The organism is Daejeonella sp. (assembly GCF_036405355.1).
In the GTDB taxonomy this organism is placed as follows: Bacteria; Bacteroidota; Bacteroidia; order Sphingobacteriales; family Sphingobacteriaceae; genus Daejeonella.
In genome coordinates, this window is record NZ_DASWXT010000124.1 from 29271 (window position 1) to 47075 (window position 17805).

The window sequence follows — 17805 nt, forward strand, 5'->3', positions numbered from 1 at the left end:
TTCTATCCTTTGTTTATTTGTATTATTAAATTCTTATCATCTATACTTACAGTTTCACCCGAGTCAAGATCTGCCACAAGCTCCAGTGAGTCGGCCAGAATTTCCGCGCAAATATAGCTTAAATTATTTTTCAGGGCTTCAGAAATATACGGATGCTCTTTTACCCGTACCCTGATCTTGTCTGTCACCTCAAAACCAAGCTCTTTTCTGAGATTCTGGATGCGGTTTACCAATTCTCTTGAAATTCCTTCCTGTTTCAATTCTTCGGTTAGTGTAACATCCAAAGCAACAGTTAAGTTTCCAAGGTTTGCTACCTGCCATCCCGGAACATCTTCAGCAAGAACTTCTGCATCTGCAAGATCTACCACATATGAAGTTCCCGGAATAGCAATACTGCCTTCATTTTCAAGGCGACTGATATCCTGCTGCGACATCGTGTTCAATGCTTCTGCCACAAGTTTCATATCCTTACCAACTTTCGGGCCTAAAGCTTTAAAATTTGGTTTTATTTTTTTACTGATGATTCCTGAGGTGTCGGTAATGTATTCGATACTCTTAAGGTTTGTCTCAGAAAGGATAAGATCTTTTACCTTTTCAACCTTGGCTTTGAAGCTTTTATCCAATACCGGGATCATCGCTTTACTCAATGGCTGCCTTACATTGATACTTACCTTTTTACGTAATGATAGAATCAGTGAGGAGATATCCTGTGCCAATGCCATGCGTTCTTCCAGATCTTTGTCTACCAGCGCCTTATTATAAACCGGGAAGTCTGCCAGATGAACTGAAATGACTTTCTCTTTACCTGTAGCTTTGTTCAGGTCTATGAATAATCGATCGCTGAAGAATGGCGCAACAGGAGACATTAATTTTGCAATTGTACTCAAACAGGTATAAAGTGTCTGGTATGCCGAAATCTTGTCTTCAGTATATTCACCTTTCCAGAAACGGCGGCGGCATAAACGAACGTACCAGTTGCTCAGATGTTCGTCTACAAAATTCTGGATAGCACGTGTAGCACGTGTTGGTTCAAAATCTGCATAGTATTTATCCACCTCAAGACTCAGGGAATTCAATAAGGAAATGATCCAGCGATCAATTTCAGGACGTTCTTTAATATCCTCCTCTTTATAGCTGAATCCGTCGATATTGGCATACAATGCGAAGAATGCGTAGGTATTGTGCAGGGTTCCGAAAAACTTGCGGCGAACCTCATCAATTCCTTCAATATTGAATTTCAGGTTATCCCATGGGGATGCATTACTGATCATATACCATCTGGTAGGATCTGCACCATATTTTTCAATGGTCTCAAAAGGATCAACAGCATTTCCCAGACGTTTGGACATCTTATTACCGTTCTTGTCGAGTACAAGACCATTTGATACCACATTTTTGAATGAAATGCTATCATGCAGCATCACCCCGATGGCATGCAGGGTAAAGAACCATCCGCGGGTTTGATCAACTCCTTCTGCAATAAAATCAGCGGGGTAGATTGAACCGGGCTCGCCGTCAGACCCTGCCTGTTTATTCCAGTATTCTAAAAATGCTTCCGGACTGATATTACCACTCTTACCTTCAGCTGTTGGAGGTAGACCCCATTGCGCATAAGGCATAGCTCCTGAATCAAACCAGACATCGATCAGGTCAGTCTCGCGAATCATTTTCTTGCCTGATTTGGAAACAAGGATTACATCATCCACATAAGGACGGTGCATATCATTGATCTCAAATGATGCATCCATAAATCCGGCTGTAACGGCCTTTTTAATCTCTGATCTGAGTTCCTCAACAGAACCGATGCATTTTTCTTCAGCTCCGTCAACTGTTCTCCATATTGGCAGCGGTGTACCCCAGTATCTTGAACGTGATAGATTCCAGTCCACAAGGTTTTCGAGCCAGTTTCCGAAACGGCCTGTCCCCGTTGATTCGGGTTTCCAGTTAATAGTCTTGTTCAGCTCAACAAGGCGGTCTTTTACCGCTGTGGTTTTAATAAACCAGCTATCCAAAGGATAGTACAGAACAGGTTTATCAGTACGCCAGCAATGCGGGTAACTGTGCTCGTATTTCTTAACGTCAAAAGCCTTATTGTCTTCCTTTAATTTGATTGCAATGAGTACATCTGTAGGCCTGAAATCAGGGTCTTTACGTTCCTCATCACTGTAATATTCTTCTTTTACAAACCGTCCGGCAAAATCAGTTACCTCAGCAACAAAACGTCCCTGTTTGTCTACCAGCGGTAACTCATTTCCTTTTTCATCAGTGATCATTACTGATGGCACATTGTTTTCACGGGCTGCCCTGAAGTCATCCGCCCCAAAGACAGAAGCTGTATGCACAATACCTGTACCATCTTCAGTAGTTACAAAGTCGGCAGGAATAACACGAAAAGCATTCTTCTCAAGATCAGCATTGCTTACGTAAGGCATTAATTGATGATAGCGCAAACCGACAAGGTCAGAACCCTTAAAATCAGTGACCTGATTCCATGGAATTATCTTGTCGCCAGCCTTATAATCGTCAAGGGATAAAGCTTTGTTTTCTTCTTTGAAGTATTTTGAAACCAGATCCTTTGCCAGAATTACACTGACCGGCTGGAAGGTATATGGATTGAATGTGCGGATCTTAACATAGCTGATTGATGCTCCCACAGCCAGAGCGCAATTCGATGGCAAGGTCCATGGGGTAGTTGTCCAGGCCAGTATTACGGTGTCCTCTTCTGTATTTTCAAACAATCTATCCATCAGCGGGTGATCCTGATCCCTTTTCAGGTGGAACTGAGCAACGATGGAAGTGTCCTTAAGCATTTTGTAGGTACCGGGCTGATTCAGTTCATGAGAACTTAATCCGGTACCCGCAGCAGGGGAGTAGGGCTGAACAGTATAACCTTTGTATAAAAGGCCTTTTTCATGAAACTGCTTCAGTATCCACCAAAGCGTTTCGATGTAATCATTTTCATAAGTGATGTACGGATTTTCAAGATCAACCCAATAACCCATTTTCTCGGTCAGGTCGTTCCAAACGTCGGTGTACTTCATCACCTCTTTACGGCAGGCAGCATTGTAATCGTCAACACTAATCGTTTTGCCAATATCATCTTTGGTAATTCCCAGCTTTTTCTCAACAGCCAGTTCGATCGGCAAACCATGGGTATCCCAGCCACCTTTACGCTCTACACGATAACCTTTCAGGGTTTTATAACGACAGAAAATATCCTTGATGGAACGGGCCATTACATGATGTATTCCCGGCATCCCATTCGCAGATGGAGGACCTTCATAAAAGATATAAGGTTTAGTAGCAGGACGGTTTGAAATACTTTTATCGAATACCTGGTTTTGTTTCCAGTAATCTAAGATCTCTTTCCCGGTTTTTGATAAATCAAGTTGCTTATATTCTTTGTACATCAGTGCTTTAACTCCCAAAATTTAAGGATGCAAAGTTAAGAAATTAAAGGCTTAAAATGCAGATTTTTGAAATCATTAATCCGTATTCGGGAGGACAGAATTCAAAATAAGTATTTTGCTTACCTTTGTATTAATCTGATTTAGCTCTATGGGAAATAAATATATGCGTCGCGGCCTTTGGTTGATCCTAATCGGAATTGCATTTAACTTCCTTGGATATTACCTGATGCAAGGGGATGAATTCAAATATGGCTGGGCAATGATCATCGGAACAGTTGCATTTGGTGTAGGTTTTTTGCTCGTGATCTATAGTTTGATCCGCAAAATGGATCGTAGTGCCTTGATGAAAGAACGTTCTGAAACAGAGGAATAGGTTCGTTTAGGTCTGTTTGCTGGCGCATGCGTGTGCTTCTTTATTTAATTCCTTGAACGCGCAGCATGCGGGCATCCAATGTCATTATTTAAGTTCCATCCTTCGGTGAAAGTGATAGTAATCGGACGACAAATTGGGAGGTTCCAGCTTTCGCTGGATTCGATAGCTATCGGATGACATGCCTTTTTTTAGTATTGGGGAGATCCTGAATTCGTCAGGATCGTAGTTACTGAAAAAGGCCCTGCATTAAAAATAGAAATTGATACCAATCAGATTCCGGTGAAGGCCGTAATCTCCCTGTTCCACCCCATGGGCTGTCATTCCAGCGAAAGTTCGAACCTCCTGAATCTTTAGGAAATTCTATTTCAAGCTTTCCAAGGACAGCAAGTACTTGTTAACCCGATAGCTATCGCTTGTCAATTATCAACTGTCAACTATATTAAATATCCCAGGTTTCTCCCCTAGCTTTCGCGATCTTCTTTCTTTTGCGTTTATCAATCTGCACCAGCAAAGCAGGTAAGAGCGTCAGGTTGGAAATCAGGGCGATGATCAGTGTGATCGACAAAAGCAATCCCAGAATCATCGTACCGCCAAAGGTTGATGCAGTAAAGATCCCGAATCCAAAAAAGAGAACAAGTGCTATATAGGTCATACTTACACCGGTTTCACGGATAGTGTCTGAAATAACCTTAGTGGTTGTAAAATCCGTCGACTGTAATTCCTGCTGATATCTGGTAAGGAAATAGATGGTTTGATCTGATGCAAGTCCGAAAGCAATTGTAAATATCAGAATGGTAGATGGTTTAAGCGGAATATTGAAAAAACCCATCAGGCCTGCTGTAATGATCAGGGGAATAATATTGGGTAAGAGCGAGATAAACATGATCCGGAGGTCTCTGAACTGGAACAAGCGGAGCATAGAGATCAGAAATATAGCCAGCAGGATACTTTCCATCAGGTGTTCCAGCATATAATCTGTTCCTTTCGAAAAGATAATGCTTGAACCCGTCAGTAAGACATCAAATTTCTCAGGATTCAGAATTGAGTCGATACGCGGTTTTAATTCATCCATCAGAACATTCATGCGTTTTGAGCCAACATCAGCCATCTGAAAACTTACTCTTGCTACCTGCTTATTGCTGTCGATAAAACCTTTTAGCATATCACTGTTCCCGCCTGAATTTGCGAGGTAAGAAAGGACAAAGTTTTTCTCCATATCATTCGGGATGCGGAAGAACTGTGGATCCCCATTATAAAATGCCTGTGAAGCATATTTTAAGGCTTTATTTAAGGAAACTGAACGAGAGAACTCAGGGTAGGATGAGATCATTTCCTCCATTTTGTCAACCCTTTTGATGGTCGAAAGATTCAATACACCATTCTTCTTCCGGGTATCAATGCTCACTTCCAGCGGCAGAATGCCTTCAAAATTCTTTTCAAAGAACTTCAAATCACGGTTTATCGGAGAATTTTGAGGGAGATCATCAACAACATAACCGTTTACATTGATCTGCATCACACCGATCAAGGAGACCAGTGTGATGATAATTGTACCAACATAGATCAGGTGACTGCGCTCATGTACCAGAAAATCGGTCTTTACGAGCAGTTTGTGCAGGAAGCCATTATCATGATCCTCCTGTGCTTTGAGTTTAGGAACCGGAAGATAACTGAAAATGATAGGTATCAGGCAAAGGCAAATAAACCAGGTTGCCATTACGTTCAAGGCTGCTACTACACCGAATTCAACCAGCAAGGCACTGCCAGTGAAAAATAAAACCCCAAATCCTATAGCTGCAGTGACATTGGCAATTAAGGTAGTTTCTGAGATCCGAAGTATCGTGACATGCAAGGCCTTATCCTTATTGCCATGCTTTCTTAATTCATTATGGTATTTATTCAACAGCAATATACTATTGGGTATTCCAATAATTACAATCAGTGGAGGAATCAAACCGGTAAGCATCGTGATCTCATAGCCAAACATCACCAGTGTTGCCAGACTCCAGATCACCCCAACTATTACCAGAATAATCGGGAACAGAACCGGATACAGTTTTCTGAAAAATATAAACAGAATGATTGCAGAAACAAGAATAGAAAGGCCGAGAAAAAGTACAAATTCTCTCGATACGAGCTGGCTGACCGCTGTACGGATGAATGGAAGGCCTGAATAATGTACTTCAACACCGTGCTTTTTACTAAGGGCATCCGCTTTTTCCAATATCGTTTTGATAATGGGTCCGCGCTTAGGTGTATTCAGGATCTTGTGATCGAAATTGATCGCCATTAATGTAGCATGACTTTCTTTATTATAAATCAATCCCTCATAAAATGGAAGATCATAAATGCGATTTTTAATACTGTCCATCTCAGAATCGCGAAGTATAGCCCCTCCGCTAATCTGTTTTAAAACGAAACGCTGATTTAAAGTGTCCTTTTGGAGGTCATAGAGATTGCCTACACTAAGTACCTGCTTGATTCCTTCCAGTTTTTGCAGCTCTGTTGCCAGAATACTCCAGTCATTGAACAGTTCCCTGCTCATTAATTTCGGAGTGCTGATACCCAGAACCATCATATTTCCGTCTTCTCCAAACTTGCTTTTAAAATCATTATATCTGATAAAAGCGGAGTCGGTTTGCGGAAGAATTTTACTGCCGGTGTAAGAAAGTTTAACAAAGCTAGCTTTCCATGCCATGAACAAGGTTAAAACGAAAAACAGTACAAGAATCAGAATCCGGTTTGAAAGTATAATTTTGGAAAAGTTATTCCACATGCTGCGCGGTTTAGTATAATGGCGAAATCAGTCCGTAAAACTACAAAAATTCTTAATTTGGACTTTATTAATATGATAATTCGATATCTGTCAGCATTTTGCATGTAATTGATTCTATCATCTTTACATTTTAACAAAGAATGAAAAAGTTTTTCGGGGGATTTGTTTTTGCTTTCAATGGGATTATGTACACATTTAAAACCCAATTGAATTTCAGGGTGCATTGCTTTGTTGCTGTTGTTCTTGTGGCACTTTGCTTTTATCTGGAACTAAGTATAGCAGAATGGCTCTGGATCATTGCCGCCATGGCCATGGTTTTAATTGCCGAACTTGCGAACACCGCGATTGAGACCCTTGTTGATCTGGTTTCCCCTGAATATAATATCAAGGCAGGCCTGGTTAAAGATGTTGCTGCTGCACTGGTACTGATTGCAGCTTTGATGGCACTTGCCATCGGAATTCTAATACTACTTCCAAAGATCTTTCATGCTTCATAAAACCCGGGGGATTGTTTTTAAAACTACGAACTATGCTGAAACCAGCGTGGTAGTACAGATTTTTACTGAAAAGTTCGGTTTGCAATCCTACCTGATCAACGGAATCAAGCGTCCTAAATCAAAGATCAAACTGAACAGTCTGCAGCCATTGCATCTTTTGGATATGGTGGTTTATCATAAAAGCTCAGGAAATATTCAGCGCGTTTCGGAGTTAAGGCATCAGCCGGTCTTTCTGAGTATTCCCTATGATATTGTAAAAAGTTCAATCATCATGTTTTTAAATGAGGTGCTTTACAAGTCGCTCAGACAGCATGAAGCGGATGAAGTACTCTTCGAATTTTTGTTTCATGCAATCGAGATTCTGGATGGAATCAGTAAAGGGGTATCAAATTTTCATCTGTACTTCCTGCTTCGTTTAACCCGATTCCTTGGATTTTACCCCGATACTACTTTAGCCGGCCAGGCAGATTTTTTTGATCTTAAGAATGGTTGTTATTCTAAAATGCAGCCTCCGCATGCCCTGATCCTTGAACAACCACTAACAGCCCTCTGGACTTTAATTCTGAATGCTAAATTCGATAATCTGGAAGATCTGAAGATTTCTTCAGCTCAAAGAAAACTATTACTGGAGAAGATTCTTGATTATTACAGTTTGCATATTGAAGGCTTCGGACAGGTGAGATCGCATGAGGTATTGGAGGAGGTGCTGGGTTGAGATATGAGATATGAGATAAAAAAGTATTAATTAAGCATAATCTCTTCTAACAACAAACAACTAACAACCAACAACCGTTATCCATTTTTAACTAAAATTTTGAAATGTGATTTTTTTGTTATTACATTGTACTGAATTTGAGAAAGTTAACTGCCATATTTTTCCTTCTGTTGTTCCTGTTTAACATAGCGGGTTACAAAGGTTTTTTCTTTTTTCTAACCCAATCAGCTGATGAGCGACTGGCAGAAAAGATTAAGGATGGTAATGATCTGGATAAAGACATGATTCTGGTTAAGTTTCCATTCAACGTTCCCTACCTTTCTGATTCCAAAGATTTTGAATCAATGGAGGGTGAGGTAAATTTAAAGGGAACCATTTATAAATATTTAAAACGCAAAATTGCAAGAGATACACTTTTCCTGATATGTATTGAAAACAAGGAAAAAACATTGATTGAAAAGAAGCGGGCTGAGTATTTTAATAAGGTGAACGATCTGGACGCAAGCACTAGCAAAAAATCAGGAGCCAAACAAATTAAACTTGACTACTACTTCAAAAATTCTGAGATTACACTAAAAGACTTATATGTGCTGGATTATCAATCGCCGCACAGTTTTGTAATAAATTCAATTCAAAACGGGCATTATTACCTCTTTGCCCCGCCTCCGGAATCCCTCATTTCCTAATAATATCAGGTTTATCAGCTATATCCAATGAGCAGGGCTCCTTGGGTCTGAGCTATTTTAAGATAGTTTCCTGAATAATTAATTCCTTGCTGTTTTCCTGTTTGACTGAAGGCTTTCGGGCTCTTTTTTCAATGTTTATTGATTGTCAATTGCTTTAAATGCATGATTTAAAGGGATAAGCATAATGCTTATTTCTCCGCTCATCATTATAATCTATGCAATAGATGTCTCAATTTAACCTGATACGGCAAGGCTGTTTTAATTATTTATTATGAAGCGAAATGCCACATATTTCTTTAGAAGAGCATTTACCCGGAATTACGGGCTTGCTTGAATATCGATTGGATACTGCCTATCCGATCAGGGATCTCACCCAGATACTTTTAAGAGGTGAATCTACATTAACTCAGGCAGAGCGTGAACTTATTGCAACTGTAGTATCTGCCGGTAACGAATGCAAATTTTGCACTGCCGCACATACTGCCGCAGCCGACATTTTACTCGGAGAATGTAATACCACTCAAATGGTACTGCATGACCTCGAAAATGCACCGGTAAGTGATAAGATGAAAGTTCTACTTGAAATTGCCAGGAATGTTCAGATCTCCGGCAAAAGGGTTAGTCCGTCCATTATTGAAAAAGCAAAATCCCTTGGGGCAACAGATCTTGAAATTCATGATACTGTTTTGATCGCCGCTTTATTTTGCCTGTACAACAAATATGTGGATGGCTTAGCCAGCATTACCCCTAATGACCCTGCATTCTACCAAACGTTGGGAAACAAAATCGTTAATCAGGGATACCTCAGATCCCCTCAATTAATTAAAAAATCTTAAATCAAATTTTATGAAAACAAGTTTACTATACATCATACTCATAGCTTTATTTATCCCGTTTTCGGCCTTTTCTCAAACCGGAACTGCATCAGGAACGATTACCGATAATGAAAGCAAAAAGCCGATCTCAGGAGCAAGTATCTCCATTAAAGGACTGCTTGCCGGCACCATTACTGACAGTGAGGGCAAATTTCAAATCAGCACGAAATTGCCCTTACCTATTACATTAATCGTCTCCGGCCTCGGTTATGTCCGGCAGGAGATCATAATCAATGAGTTTTCAGACAAGATCACTGTTGCCCTTTCACCTGCCTCCACACAAATGGATGAGGTGGTGGTCTCGGCTTCAAGAGTGGAGGAAAACATCATGCAATCGCCGGTTACGGTCGAGAAAATGGATCTCAGATCTATCCGCGAAACCCCTTCCTTTAGTTTTTATGAAGGATTACAGTCCCTGAAATCACTGGATGTGGTTACCAGCGGACTGAACTTTAAATCCATTAATACCCGTGGTTTTGGGGGTATCGGAACCGGACGTTTTCTTCAATTGGTAGATGGAGTGGATAATCAGACTCCCGGATTAAACTTTTCTGTTGGTAACCTGTTCGGACTTTCTGATCTGGATGCCGAAAGCGCAGAGCTGATTCCCGGAGCTGCTTCAGCACTTTACGGCCCGGTCGCTTTTAACGGGGTTCTGATGATGAGAAGTAAAGACCCTTTTCAATATCAGGGTTTGAGTGTTCAGACCAAATTGGGTGTTAATCACCTGAATGATAGTTATACAGATGCGGCAGCTTTGTACGACCTCACTATGCGTTATGCAAAGGCTTTCAATAATAAGTTTGCATTCAAAACCAATGTCTCTTACTTCAAGGGTCTGGATTGGTATGCAACCAATTACACAGACATTGACCAGAATACTCCATTAGCATCCCGCGGTGCCTCAAATCCCGGAAGAAATGCACTGAATATTTATGGAGATGAAATCGCTCAGACCATAAATGGAATCGGCCGTGTTTCGAGAACCGGATATGAAGAGCGTTATTTAACAGATTATAAGGTCGATAATCTGAAGATGAATGCTGCCCTGCATTATCGTCTTTCTGATAACCTGGAAGCGATTTACCAGTATAATTTTGGAAAGGGTACCGCAAATTATACCGGCAGCAGCCGCTTTTCGATCAATAATTTCACCCTGCAGCAGCACCGACTGGAGCTAAAAGGCAGTCAGTTCTTTATCAGGGCATATACCACGATAGAGAACTCCCATGATTCTTATAACCCGCGTACCCTCGGACAAAAAGTGAATCAGGAATGGGTACAGGATCTGAACGGAAATAAGGTAAGTCCTAATGTGGCTGATGCAACCTGGTTTTCACGATATGAAGCGGCCTATAAAGGGAATATTACCGGAGTTACGGCAAATAATCACAGCATAGCCCGTGGATTTGCTGATCAGGGTAGGTTTTTACCCGGAACCGCTGAGTTTGAGGCCATGAAAGATAAATATCAGGCGATACAGGGGCTTACGGGAGCTGGAATATTCAGTAATAGTAAACTCTATCATGCCGAAGGACAATACGATTTCAGCAAGGCTGTTAAATTTATGGATGTGCTTGCTGGCGGTAATCTCCGGAAGTTCGACATGTTTACCAACGGAACCCTGCTTGACGATAAAAACAAGGAAATAACAATCAGTGAATACGGCGCATTCCTGCAATTGTCTAAACTGCTTTTCGAGGACAAGTTTAAGCTGGTTGCTTCCGCACGTTATGATAAGAATGAAAACTTTAAGGGAAGTTTTACGCCAAGGGTTTCTGCAGTTTTCTCTCCGGTAAAGAATCATAATTTCCGGGCTTCATTTCAAACCGGATTCAGGAATCCTACACCTGTTGACCAGTACATCAAATTATTTGTAGGTCCGATCACCATTCTTGGAGGTACACCAGAAAACAGTGCCGGTCTGCCCGCTTACAGTAATTCATATACCTCAAGTTCAGTAAGCGCATTTGGTGCTGCCTTTGGTGCCGCTGTCGGATCAGGTACCCCTCCTCCAACGGCTATTGCTAATAACAAGCATCTCCTCAAGAAGTCTGATGTTGCTTATATCAAGCCTGAGCAGATAGAAAGCTATGAGATCGGCTATAAAGGACTTATAAGTGAGAAGCTCTTTATCGATATTAATTATTATTACAGCAACTACCAGGACTTCATCCTGAATCAGGTAGTAATCAGTCCCACAAGCCCTGTATTAGCTGCTGATGGCACTCCTAATCCTGCTGCTGCAATGGAAATTCTGAACAGACAGGCACAGGCTTATCAGTTGTATACCAATGCTTCGGATAAAGTGAGTGCGCAGGGTTCATCTTTAGGATTAACTTATTATTTCCCTAAAAGCTATCAGTTGACAGGAAACAGTACCTGGACCTCCTTTGATCTGAAAGGTGCCAATCCCAATAATATTCCGGCATTCAATACTCCGAAATTTGTCTCGAACCTGATTCTTTCAAACCGGAATTTATTTAAAAACATCGGTTTTAGTATGAATTACCGCTGGCAGTCGGCATTTAACTGGGTAGGATCTTTCAGCGATCTGCAACCGGGCAGGATAGAGGCTTACGGACAGTTGGGTGCACAGCTAAGTCTTAAAATACCGGCTGCTAAATCGGTTCTGAAGATTGGGGGAACCAATCTGAGCAATAAATACAATGTGCAGGCTTATGGTTCGCCGGCAGTCGGAGGCGTGTATTACGTCTCTCTGACTTTTGATGAGCTCCTGAAATAAGGCCATGTCAGTAAAAAAGAAAGATATCATAAATCCTGCAGGAAGCAGGAATCTACTATTCGCCATTTGTGTAATCTGTTATGCATTTGGCGGATATTTCTCAACGCTGATGCCTGTTTACCTGCCGGTGGTCGTTAAAGAACTGATGGCTGATGTGAGTGCAGATGATCTGAACGAGGTCAGTGCCTACATCGGCTCAATGTTCCTGCTGGGCTGGACCTTTGGCGGAATATTATTTGGCTTTTTAGGTGATCATATTGGCAGAATCAGGGCTTTTGTGATTGCGGTGAGCTTGTACGCGGTGCTCAATATCCTGATCAGCTTTTCAGACAGTTGGCAGATAGTTATTCTGTTAAGATTTTTCTCCGGATTGGGAGTTGGAGGGACTTTGGTACTGGCTACTATTCTGGTCGCTGAAATCTGGCCTGCAAAATCAAGGGCTATCGCATTGGGTATTCTAGCAGTTACCTTTCCGGTAGGAATTATTTCAACAGGAATTGCCAATAACTTCTTTTCCGACTGGCGCATGGCATTTTTACCGGGTTTTATCCCACTGGCGGCAGCTTTTACTGCCTTAATTCTGATCAGGGAATCAAAAGAATGGATACAACTGAAACAGGAATCATTGGATACAGAGCAGCCATCAAAATATTTAGCCCTGTTCGAAAGCCACAATAAGAAGAATCTGATTCAGGGATCCCTGATCTTTGGATCGATGATAATCGGCCTCTGGGCTATATTTTCATGGATGCCAACCTGGGTGCAAAGTTTGTTCCCTGATCCCGGGCAGGGCCAGGCAGAGCGTGGGATTACAATGATGATCCTCGGAAGCGGAGGAATTGTTGGCGGATCCCTTTCAGGTTTTCTGATCAATTATCTGGGACATAGAAAAACACTCCTGATTACCTTTGCAGGTTGTTTTGTAATGTGCTTCATCATTTTTAAAACGAACCAGACTTTTAGCACGGTCATCTATCCTGAATGTGCTTTCCTGGCGCTTTTCTTCGGTATCAGTCAGGGGACCTTGTCTTCCTATCTGCCGGAGTTATTCCCGACAAAGATCCGTGCGACCGCTACCGGATTTTGTTTCAATATCGGTCGGCTGGCAACAGCAATTGTTGTATTCTTCGTAGGAGCATTGGTCCATGTTATGGGTGGATACGGAAACGCAGTACTGGTTTTTTCAATCACATTTTTAATAGGTCTGCTGGTTACATTCTACTCTCCGGAGGCTGTAGCTCATTCAGATTCAAGTTTAAGTTTAAAAGAAAATTTATAATGGCACATATCAACGTACCCGAAGGGGTTCCCGGAATCAGGAGCCTTGTGATGTTCAGACCCGAAACCGGCAAGCCATTGTATGAGCTTGCGCAGGCTTTGCTTCGCAACCCCTCATCGCTTTCAGAAGCTGACAGGGAATTAATAGCAAGTTTTGTTTCCTCAAAAAACGATTGCATGTTCTGCATGAGCAGTCATGCCGCCGCCGCGCGATACCTTTATAAGGATGATAAAGGTATTGTTGATTTTGTTCTGGAGGATTATCTGACTAGCCCTATTTCAGCAAAGCTGAAAGCCCTGCTCAGTATTGCTGCTAAGGTTCAACAGGATGCAAGGACGGTTAGCCCCGATGATATTTCCAATGCAAAAAATGAAGGCGCTACTGAGCAGGAGATCCACGATACGGTTCTGATTGCGGCATCTTTCTGTATGTTCAATCGATATGTGGATGGCCTGGCAAGTCTTACACCCACTGAGCCCGAAGTTTATGAGGCTATGGGAGAGCGGATGGCGCAGGGCTATACTTTACCTAAATAAGGGAGAAATGACAAAAAAGAGCTTATTGGTATTCGGACTATTTTTGACTATTTCGACAGCTTTTGGTCAGGTAAAGAGTGATACAATCAAGGCAAAAATTCTTGAACCAATAACTGTTCAGGGAATCTTAGAACGAAATGGGCTTAGCCGACTCGAACCCATTGTTGGAACTTACATTTTTACAGGAAAAAAAAATGAAGTTATTTCACTGACACAAATGGATGCTAATCTGACAGACAAAACCGGGCGACAAATCTTTGCAAAAGTACCAGGAGTTTTTGTTTATGATATGGATGGTTCTGGTAATCAAATAAATATTTCGACAAGAGGACTTGATCCACACAGAGGTTGGGAATTCAATATTCGTAAGGACGGTGTGCTGACAAATTCGGATATGTATGGTTATCCGGCCAGCCATTACAGTATGCCACTTGAAAGTATTGAACGTATAGAATTGGTTCGGGGTACAGGCTCATTACAATATGGTTCACAATTTGGCGGTATGTTAAATTATGTTTCCAAACAAGGAGATACTACAAAGTCTATCCATTTTGAAAGTTATAATACTGTAGGTTCATTCAACTTATTAAGCTCTTATAATGCCATAGGTGGGAAAATCGGGAAAATTAAATATTATGCCTACATCTCAAAGCGTTCAAGAGACGGCTATCGTAGAAATGAACATACTGATTATGATGCAGAAAGTATAATGATAACTTATCAAGCCAATAAGAATTTATCACTTCGCATGGAGTGGGCAAGGTCTAATTATGTGTATCGCATCCCCGGACCTTTGACCGAGGCTATGTATAATACCGACCCAAGACAAGCAACAAGATCAAGGAATTATTTTAATCCTGCTATTAACATTCCTTCTTTCCTGTTAAAGTGGAATATTTTGGATAAGACAAAACTTCAATATACTTCATCGGCAGTTATTGGCAACAGAAACAGTGTAATGTTTGACAAGCCTGCAACTATAAAAGACACTATAAATACTACAACAGGACAGTATAACTCCAGACAAGTGGATATTGACAATTTCAACAGTTATACTAATGAATTACGTCTATTAAGGCAGTACAGATTAGGAAAGCAGGAAAGTTCGCTTGCAATGGGTGTGCAATTAATGAACAATGACTTGCACCGAACCCAACAAGGCAAAGGCACAACAGGCAGTGATTTCGATTTGACATTAGTTAATCCCCAATGGGGAAGGGATATTCATTTCAAAACTCAAAATGTTGCCCTGTTTGCTGAGAATAGTTTTAAACTTTTAAAAAATCTCTCTGCAAATATTGGAGCAAGGCTTGAAAGTGGCGAAAGTAAAATGTTGGGTAATATCACTTACTTGCCAATAGATAGAATTCCTTTTAATCTCAAGCATCGATTTGTTTTACTAGGCTCGGGTGTAAGTTATAAACCAACATCATTTATAGATATTTATGGAGGTTGGTCGCAAACATACCGGCCAATGATTTTTAAAGATTTAGTTCCTACAGAAATTTACGAGAAAGTAGACCCTAACTTGAAAGACGCAGATGGTTATAATACAGAATTGGGTTTTAGAGGAAATTGGAAGTTTTTGAAGTGGGATATTACAGGTTTTTTACTTCAATACAATAATCGTTTTGGCACGATTGCCCAAACAGATGAAAATGATCAATTATATACTTACAGAACAAATATTGGGAATTCTCTAACCAAAGGGGTTGAATTTTTCATTCAGGGAAATTGGACATTAAACAACAAAACAGAATTATCAATATTCACATCAAGCGCCATTATGGATGGCAAATACACTTCAGGAAGCATAAAATCGGGCTCTGTAAATATTAGTATTGATGGTAATAAAATTGAAAGTGTACCGGGCATAATTTCGCGAAACGGGCTCACCTTTCGTTTTAGAAAATTCAGCTTGTCGGGGCTATACAGTTTTACAGGAGATAGCTTTGCAGACGCATTAAATACTGTTATTCCGGCTGCAAATGGTTCTATAGGTATAGTCCCTTCATATGGCATTTTTGATCTCAACACAACAATAAAGATTTCAGAGAAACTTGAAATTAAAGGTGGTTTAAACAATTTGACAGACAAGCAATATTTTACAAAGCGACCATTATTTTACCCTGGTCCCGGTATTTGGACATCAGATGGAAGAAACGGAGCAATATCATTTATTGTGAGAATTTGACGACAAAAGCAAACCTTAACTAAACAGCAATAAAATGGCACATATTGATTTGATGAATGATCTGCCCGGAATCCGGGGATTAATGGCCTTCGATCCGCAGGCTGCTGATGCGCTTAACGGACTCGCTAATGTATTGTTATGCAGGGAAAGCAGCCTGACAAAGGGGGAGCGCGAAATGATTGCGACTTATGTATCCTCCCTTAACGACTGTTTATTTTGCCAGAGTGTTCATGGGGCAGTAGCTTCTGCACATTTGGGAGATGCAAACGGTGAGCTGATTTCACAGGTGAAAAACAATTTTACGGAAGCGCCAATTTCAACTAAAATGAAAGCCCTGCTTGGAATCGCCGGACGTGTGCAGCGGGGAGGAAAGATGGTCGCGCACCGGCAAATTCTGGATGCAATTGCCGAAGGAGCAACAGATCAGGAGATCCATGATACCGTTTTAATTGCAGCAGCATTCTGCATGTTTAACAGGTATGTCGACGGATTGGGAACCTGGGCACCCAAAGATCAGCAGATATATAAAGACAGAGCGCACGGCATTTTGGAGGGTGGTTATACCCGCCCCGGGCAAAATACTTAAAAATGCACCAGAGATGTTTTGACAACATGAATATCATAATAATGTTGATTTGGGATATTGTATGGGATATCCCTGAAATTTTCCCCCGGCCCTGATACCACGGCAGCAATTTTACCGTAAACTTTTATTGCTGTTGCTGGCTCAGGCCGGGATGGAAAAGAAGAATTAAGACCCGATAGCTATCGGGTCGGGTAGTTCAGAGAATGAATTAGAAAAACTGTCTGAGCTAGGATTAATAGGATTAAAGGATTGATAGGATTCAAACGCAAGTCGGGTAGTTCAGACCCGATAGCTATTGGGTTACTTTTTCAATCTACCCTCCTATTCTCATGATTCCTGATAGAAATCGCACACCCAATAATCCATAAAACAAAAATTCCTTCAATGATGCGCTGGATTAATCCGGCATAAGGACTTAAAGGGCTAGCTAACAAAATAAGAATAAAGAAAGCGGAGCTGAATCCCAATAAAATTGAAACGCGCGACAGGCGAGCGCGGGTATTGGCCTTCTTTAATCCGAAACCAATGAGCAGCAGGCAGAGTGGCATTCCAATATAAGTAAAGAGTCCGCTCAGATTATGGATGACCTGGGAGATACCCGGATTGATCATTTCCTTATTGCATCCGGCTTCGCATGGAAAAATTCCAACAGTAATTGTTGCCAATCCATAAAATAAAGCAATCCCATAAAAGCTAAGCCTGATCTGCCTTGATGCAGGCATGTTTACGGGTGCTGCGAAGGCAAATATCATCAGCAGGATACCCGATGGAATATATCCGAAATATCGGATCTCTTTTGAGTAAGGCCGGTCTTCGGACATAGACTCGCTGATAAGCTGCGATAAAGGATTATAATTTTCTGCGATCAATCCTGCGAGCAGCGAAGCAGTCACAAAAAATGCCGCTCCAAGGATGCCGCAGATAAATATTGTTTTTTGGTTTAATCTCATTTTGTGAACCTGCAATGCTGAAGCAAACCTGTGTATTTCTATAATTTATTTATTATCTTGCTGATAACCAGACTTAATCACTATGAAAAATCTTTCAGGTAAACCAGGGATAATAATATTTACGGTATTAATCATTGCTTTATTGTACCTGGTATTTCGCCCGATCCCGGTCAGCAGGGATA

General features: G+C 41.1%; 13 protein-coding genes. 10 read left to right on the plus strand and 3 right to left on the minus strand.

What is annotated here, in order from left to right:
- Positions 1 to 2 precede the first annotated feature (2 nt).
- Positions 3 to 3410, minus strand: a complete 3408-nt coding sequence (gene ileS, locus VGE44_RS15565) for an isoleucine--tRNA ligase (RefSeq protein WP_331080851.1) — start codon at positions 3408 to 3410, stop codon at positions 3 to 5.
- 148 nt (positions 3411 to 3558) lie between these two features.
- On the opposite strand from ileS, the gene VGE44_RS15570 reads away from it, so the two are divergent.
- Positions 3559 to 3783 (plus strand): signal peptidase, encoded by a 225-nt coding sequence (locus VGE44_RS15570; RefSeq protein WP_331080827.1) that lies wholly within the window; start codon positions 3559 to 3561, stop codon positions 3781 to 3783.
- Positions 3784 to 4222: 439 nt separating this feature from the next.
- Here the strand turns inward: VGE44_RS15570 and VGE44_RS15575 are convergent, their stop codons facing one another.
- Positions 4223 to 6559, minus strand: a complete 2337-nt coding sequence (locus tag VGE44_RS15575) for an efflux RND transporter permease subunit (RefSeq protein ID WP_331080829.1) — start codon at positions 6557 to 6559, stop codon at positions 4223 to 4225.
- A 140-nt stretch (positions 6560 to 6699) separates the two neighbouring features.
- Here VGE44_RS15575 and VGE44_RS15580 point away from each other — a divergent pair, with 140 nt between their 5' ends.
- The 9 genes from VGE44_RS15580 (at position 6700) to VGE44_RS15620 (ending at position 16673) form a co-directional block, all read left to right on the plus strand.
- Complete coding sequence (locus VGE44_RS15580; protein ID WP_331080831.1) at positions 6700 to 7056, plus strand: diacylglycerol kinase family protein; 357 nt, start codon at positions 6700 to 6702, stop codon at positions 7054 to 7056.
- Positions 7046 to 7771: a DNA repair protein RecO gene (recO, locus tag VGE44_RS15585; RefSeq protein ID WP_331080833.1), complete on the plus strand. Its 726-nt coding sequence runs from the start codon at positions 7046 to 7048 to the stop codon at positions 7769 to 7771. Before VGE44_RS15580 ends, recO begins: the two co-directional genes overlap by 11 nt.
- A 137-nt stretch (positions 7772 to 7908) precedes the next feature.
- Entirely contained in the window at positions 7909 to 8457 is a 549-nt protein-coding gene (locus VGE44_RS15590; RefSeq protein ID WP_331080835.1) for a hypothetical protein, read from the plus strand.
- A 281-nt stretch (positions 8458 to 8738) separates the two neighbouring features.
- The gene (locus tag VGE44_RS15595; protein ID WP_331080837.1) at positions 8739 to 9293 is read left to right on the plus strand and encodes a peroxidase-related enzyme; all 555 of its coding nucleotides are present in this window, start codon (positions 8739 to 8741) and stop codon (positions 9291 to 9293) included.
- 10 nt (positions 9294 to 9303) lie between these two features.
- On the plus strand, positions 9304 to 12078 hold the full coding sequence (locus tag VGE44_RS15600; protein ID WP_331080839.1) for a TonB-dependent receptor: 2775 nt from the start codon (positions 9304 to 9306) through the stop codon (positions 12076 to 12078).
- Positions 12079 to 12082: 4 nt separating this feature from the next.
- Positions 12083 to 13357 (plus strand): MFS transporter, encoded by a 1275-nt coding sequence (locus tag VGE44_RS15605; RefSeq protein ID WP_331080841.1) that lies wholly within the window; start codon positions 12083 to 12085, stop codon positions 13355 to 13357.
- Complete coding sequence (locus tag VGE44_RS15610; RefSeq protein ID WP_331080843.1) at positions 13357 to 13893, plus strand: peroxidase-related enzyme; 537 nt, start codon at positions 13357 to 13359, stop codon at positions 13891 to 13893. The genes VGE44_RS15605 and VGE44_RS15610 overlap by 1 nt, the downstream gene beginning before the upstream one ends.
- A gap of 7 nt (positions 13894 to 13900) precedes the next feature.
- The gene (locus VGE44_RS15615) at positions 13901 to 16087 is read left to right on the plus strand and encodes a TonB-dependent receptor family protein (RefSeq protein ID WP_331080845.1); all 2187 of its coding nucleotides are present in this window, start codon (positions 13901 to 13903) and stop codon (positions 16085 to 16087) included.
- 34 nt (positions 16088 to 16121) lie between these two features.
- Positions 16122 to 16673, plus strand: coding sequence for a peroxidase-related enzyme (locus tag VGE44_RS15620; RefSeq protein ID WP_331080847.1), 552 nt, complete (start codon positions 16122 to 16124; stop codon positions 16671 to 16673).
- Positions 16674 to 16981: 308 nt separating this feature from the next.
- Here the strand turns inward: VGE44_RS15620 and VGE44_RS15625 are convergent, their stop codons facing one another.
- Positions 16982 to 17623 (minus strand): DUF998 domain-containing protein, encoded by a 642-nt coding sequence (locus VGE44_RS15625; protein WP_331080849.1) that lies wholly within the window; start codon positions 17621 to 17623, stop codon positions 16982 to 16984.
- Positions 17624 to 17805 lie beyond the last annotated feature (182 nt).

Bases quoted from the DNA above. Each gene is read 5' to 3' on its own strand.
- VGE44_RS15575 (WP_331080829.1), bottom strand. From the start codon at position 6,559: ATGTGGAATAACTTTTCCAAAATTATACTTTCAAACCGGATTCTGATT.
- VGE44_RS15620 (WP_331080847.1), top strand. From the start codon at position 16,122: ATGGCACATATTGATTTGATGAATGATCTGCCCGGAATCCGGGGATTA.
- VGE44_RS15570 (WP_331080827.1), top strand. From the start codon at position 3,559: ATGGGAAATAAATATATGCGTCGCGGCCTTTGGTTGATCCTAATCGGA.
- VGE44_RS15625 (WP_331080849.1), bottom strand. From the start codon at position 17,623: ATGAGATTAAACCAAAAAACAATATTTATCTGCGGCATCCTTGGAGCG.
- VGE44_RS15580 (WP_331080831.1), top strand. From the start codon at position 6,700: ATGAAAAAGTTTTTCGGGGGATTTGTTTTTGCTTTCAATGGGATTATG.
- VGE44_RS15605 (WP_331080841.1), top strand. From the start codon at position 12,083: ATGTCAGTAAAAAAGAAAGATATCATAAATCCTGCAGGAAGCAGGAAT.
- VGE44_RS15615 (WP_331080845.1), top strand. From the start codon at position 13,901: ATGACAAAAAAGAGCTTATTGGTATTCGGACTATTTTTGACTATTTCG.
- VGE44_RS15600 (WP_331080839.1), top strand. From the start codon at position 9,304: ATGAAAACAAGTTTACTATACATCATACTCATAGCTTTATTTATCCCG.
- VGE44_RS15595 (WP_331080837.1), top strand. From the start codon at position 8,739: ATGCCACATATTTCTTTAGAAGAGCATTTACCCGGAATTACGGGCTTG.
- ileS (WP_331080851.1), bottom strand. From the start codon at position 3,410: ATGTACAAAGAATATAAGCAACTTGATTTATCAAAAACCGGGAAAGAG.
- recO (WP_331080833.1), top strand. From the start codon at position 7,046: ATGCTTCATAAAACCCGGGGGATTGTTTTTAAAACTACGAACTATGCT.
- VGE44_RS15610 (WP_331080843.1), top strand. From the start codon at position 13,357: ATGGCACATATCAACGTACCCGAAGGGGTTCCCGGAATCAGGAGCCTT.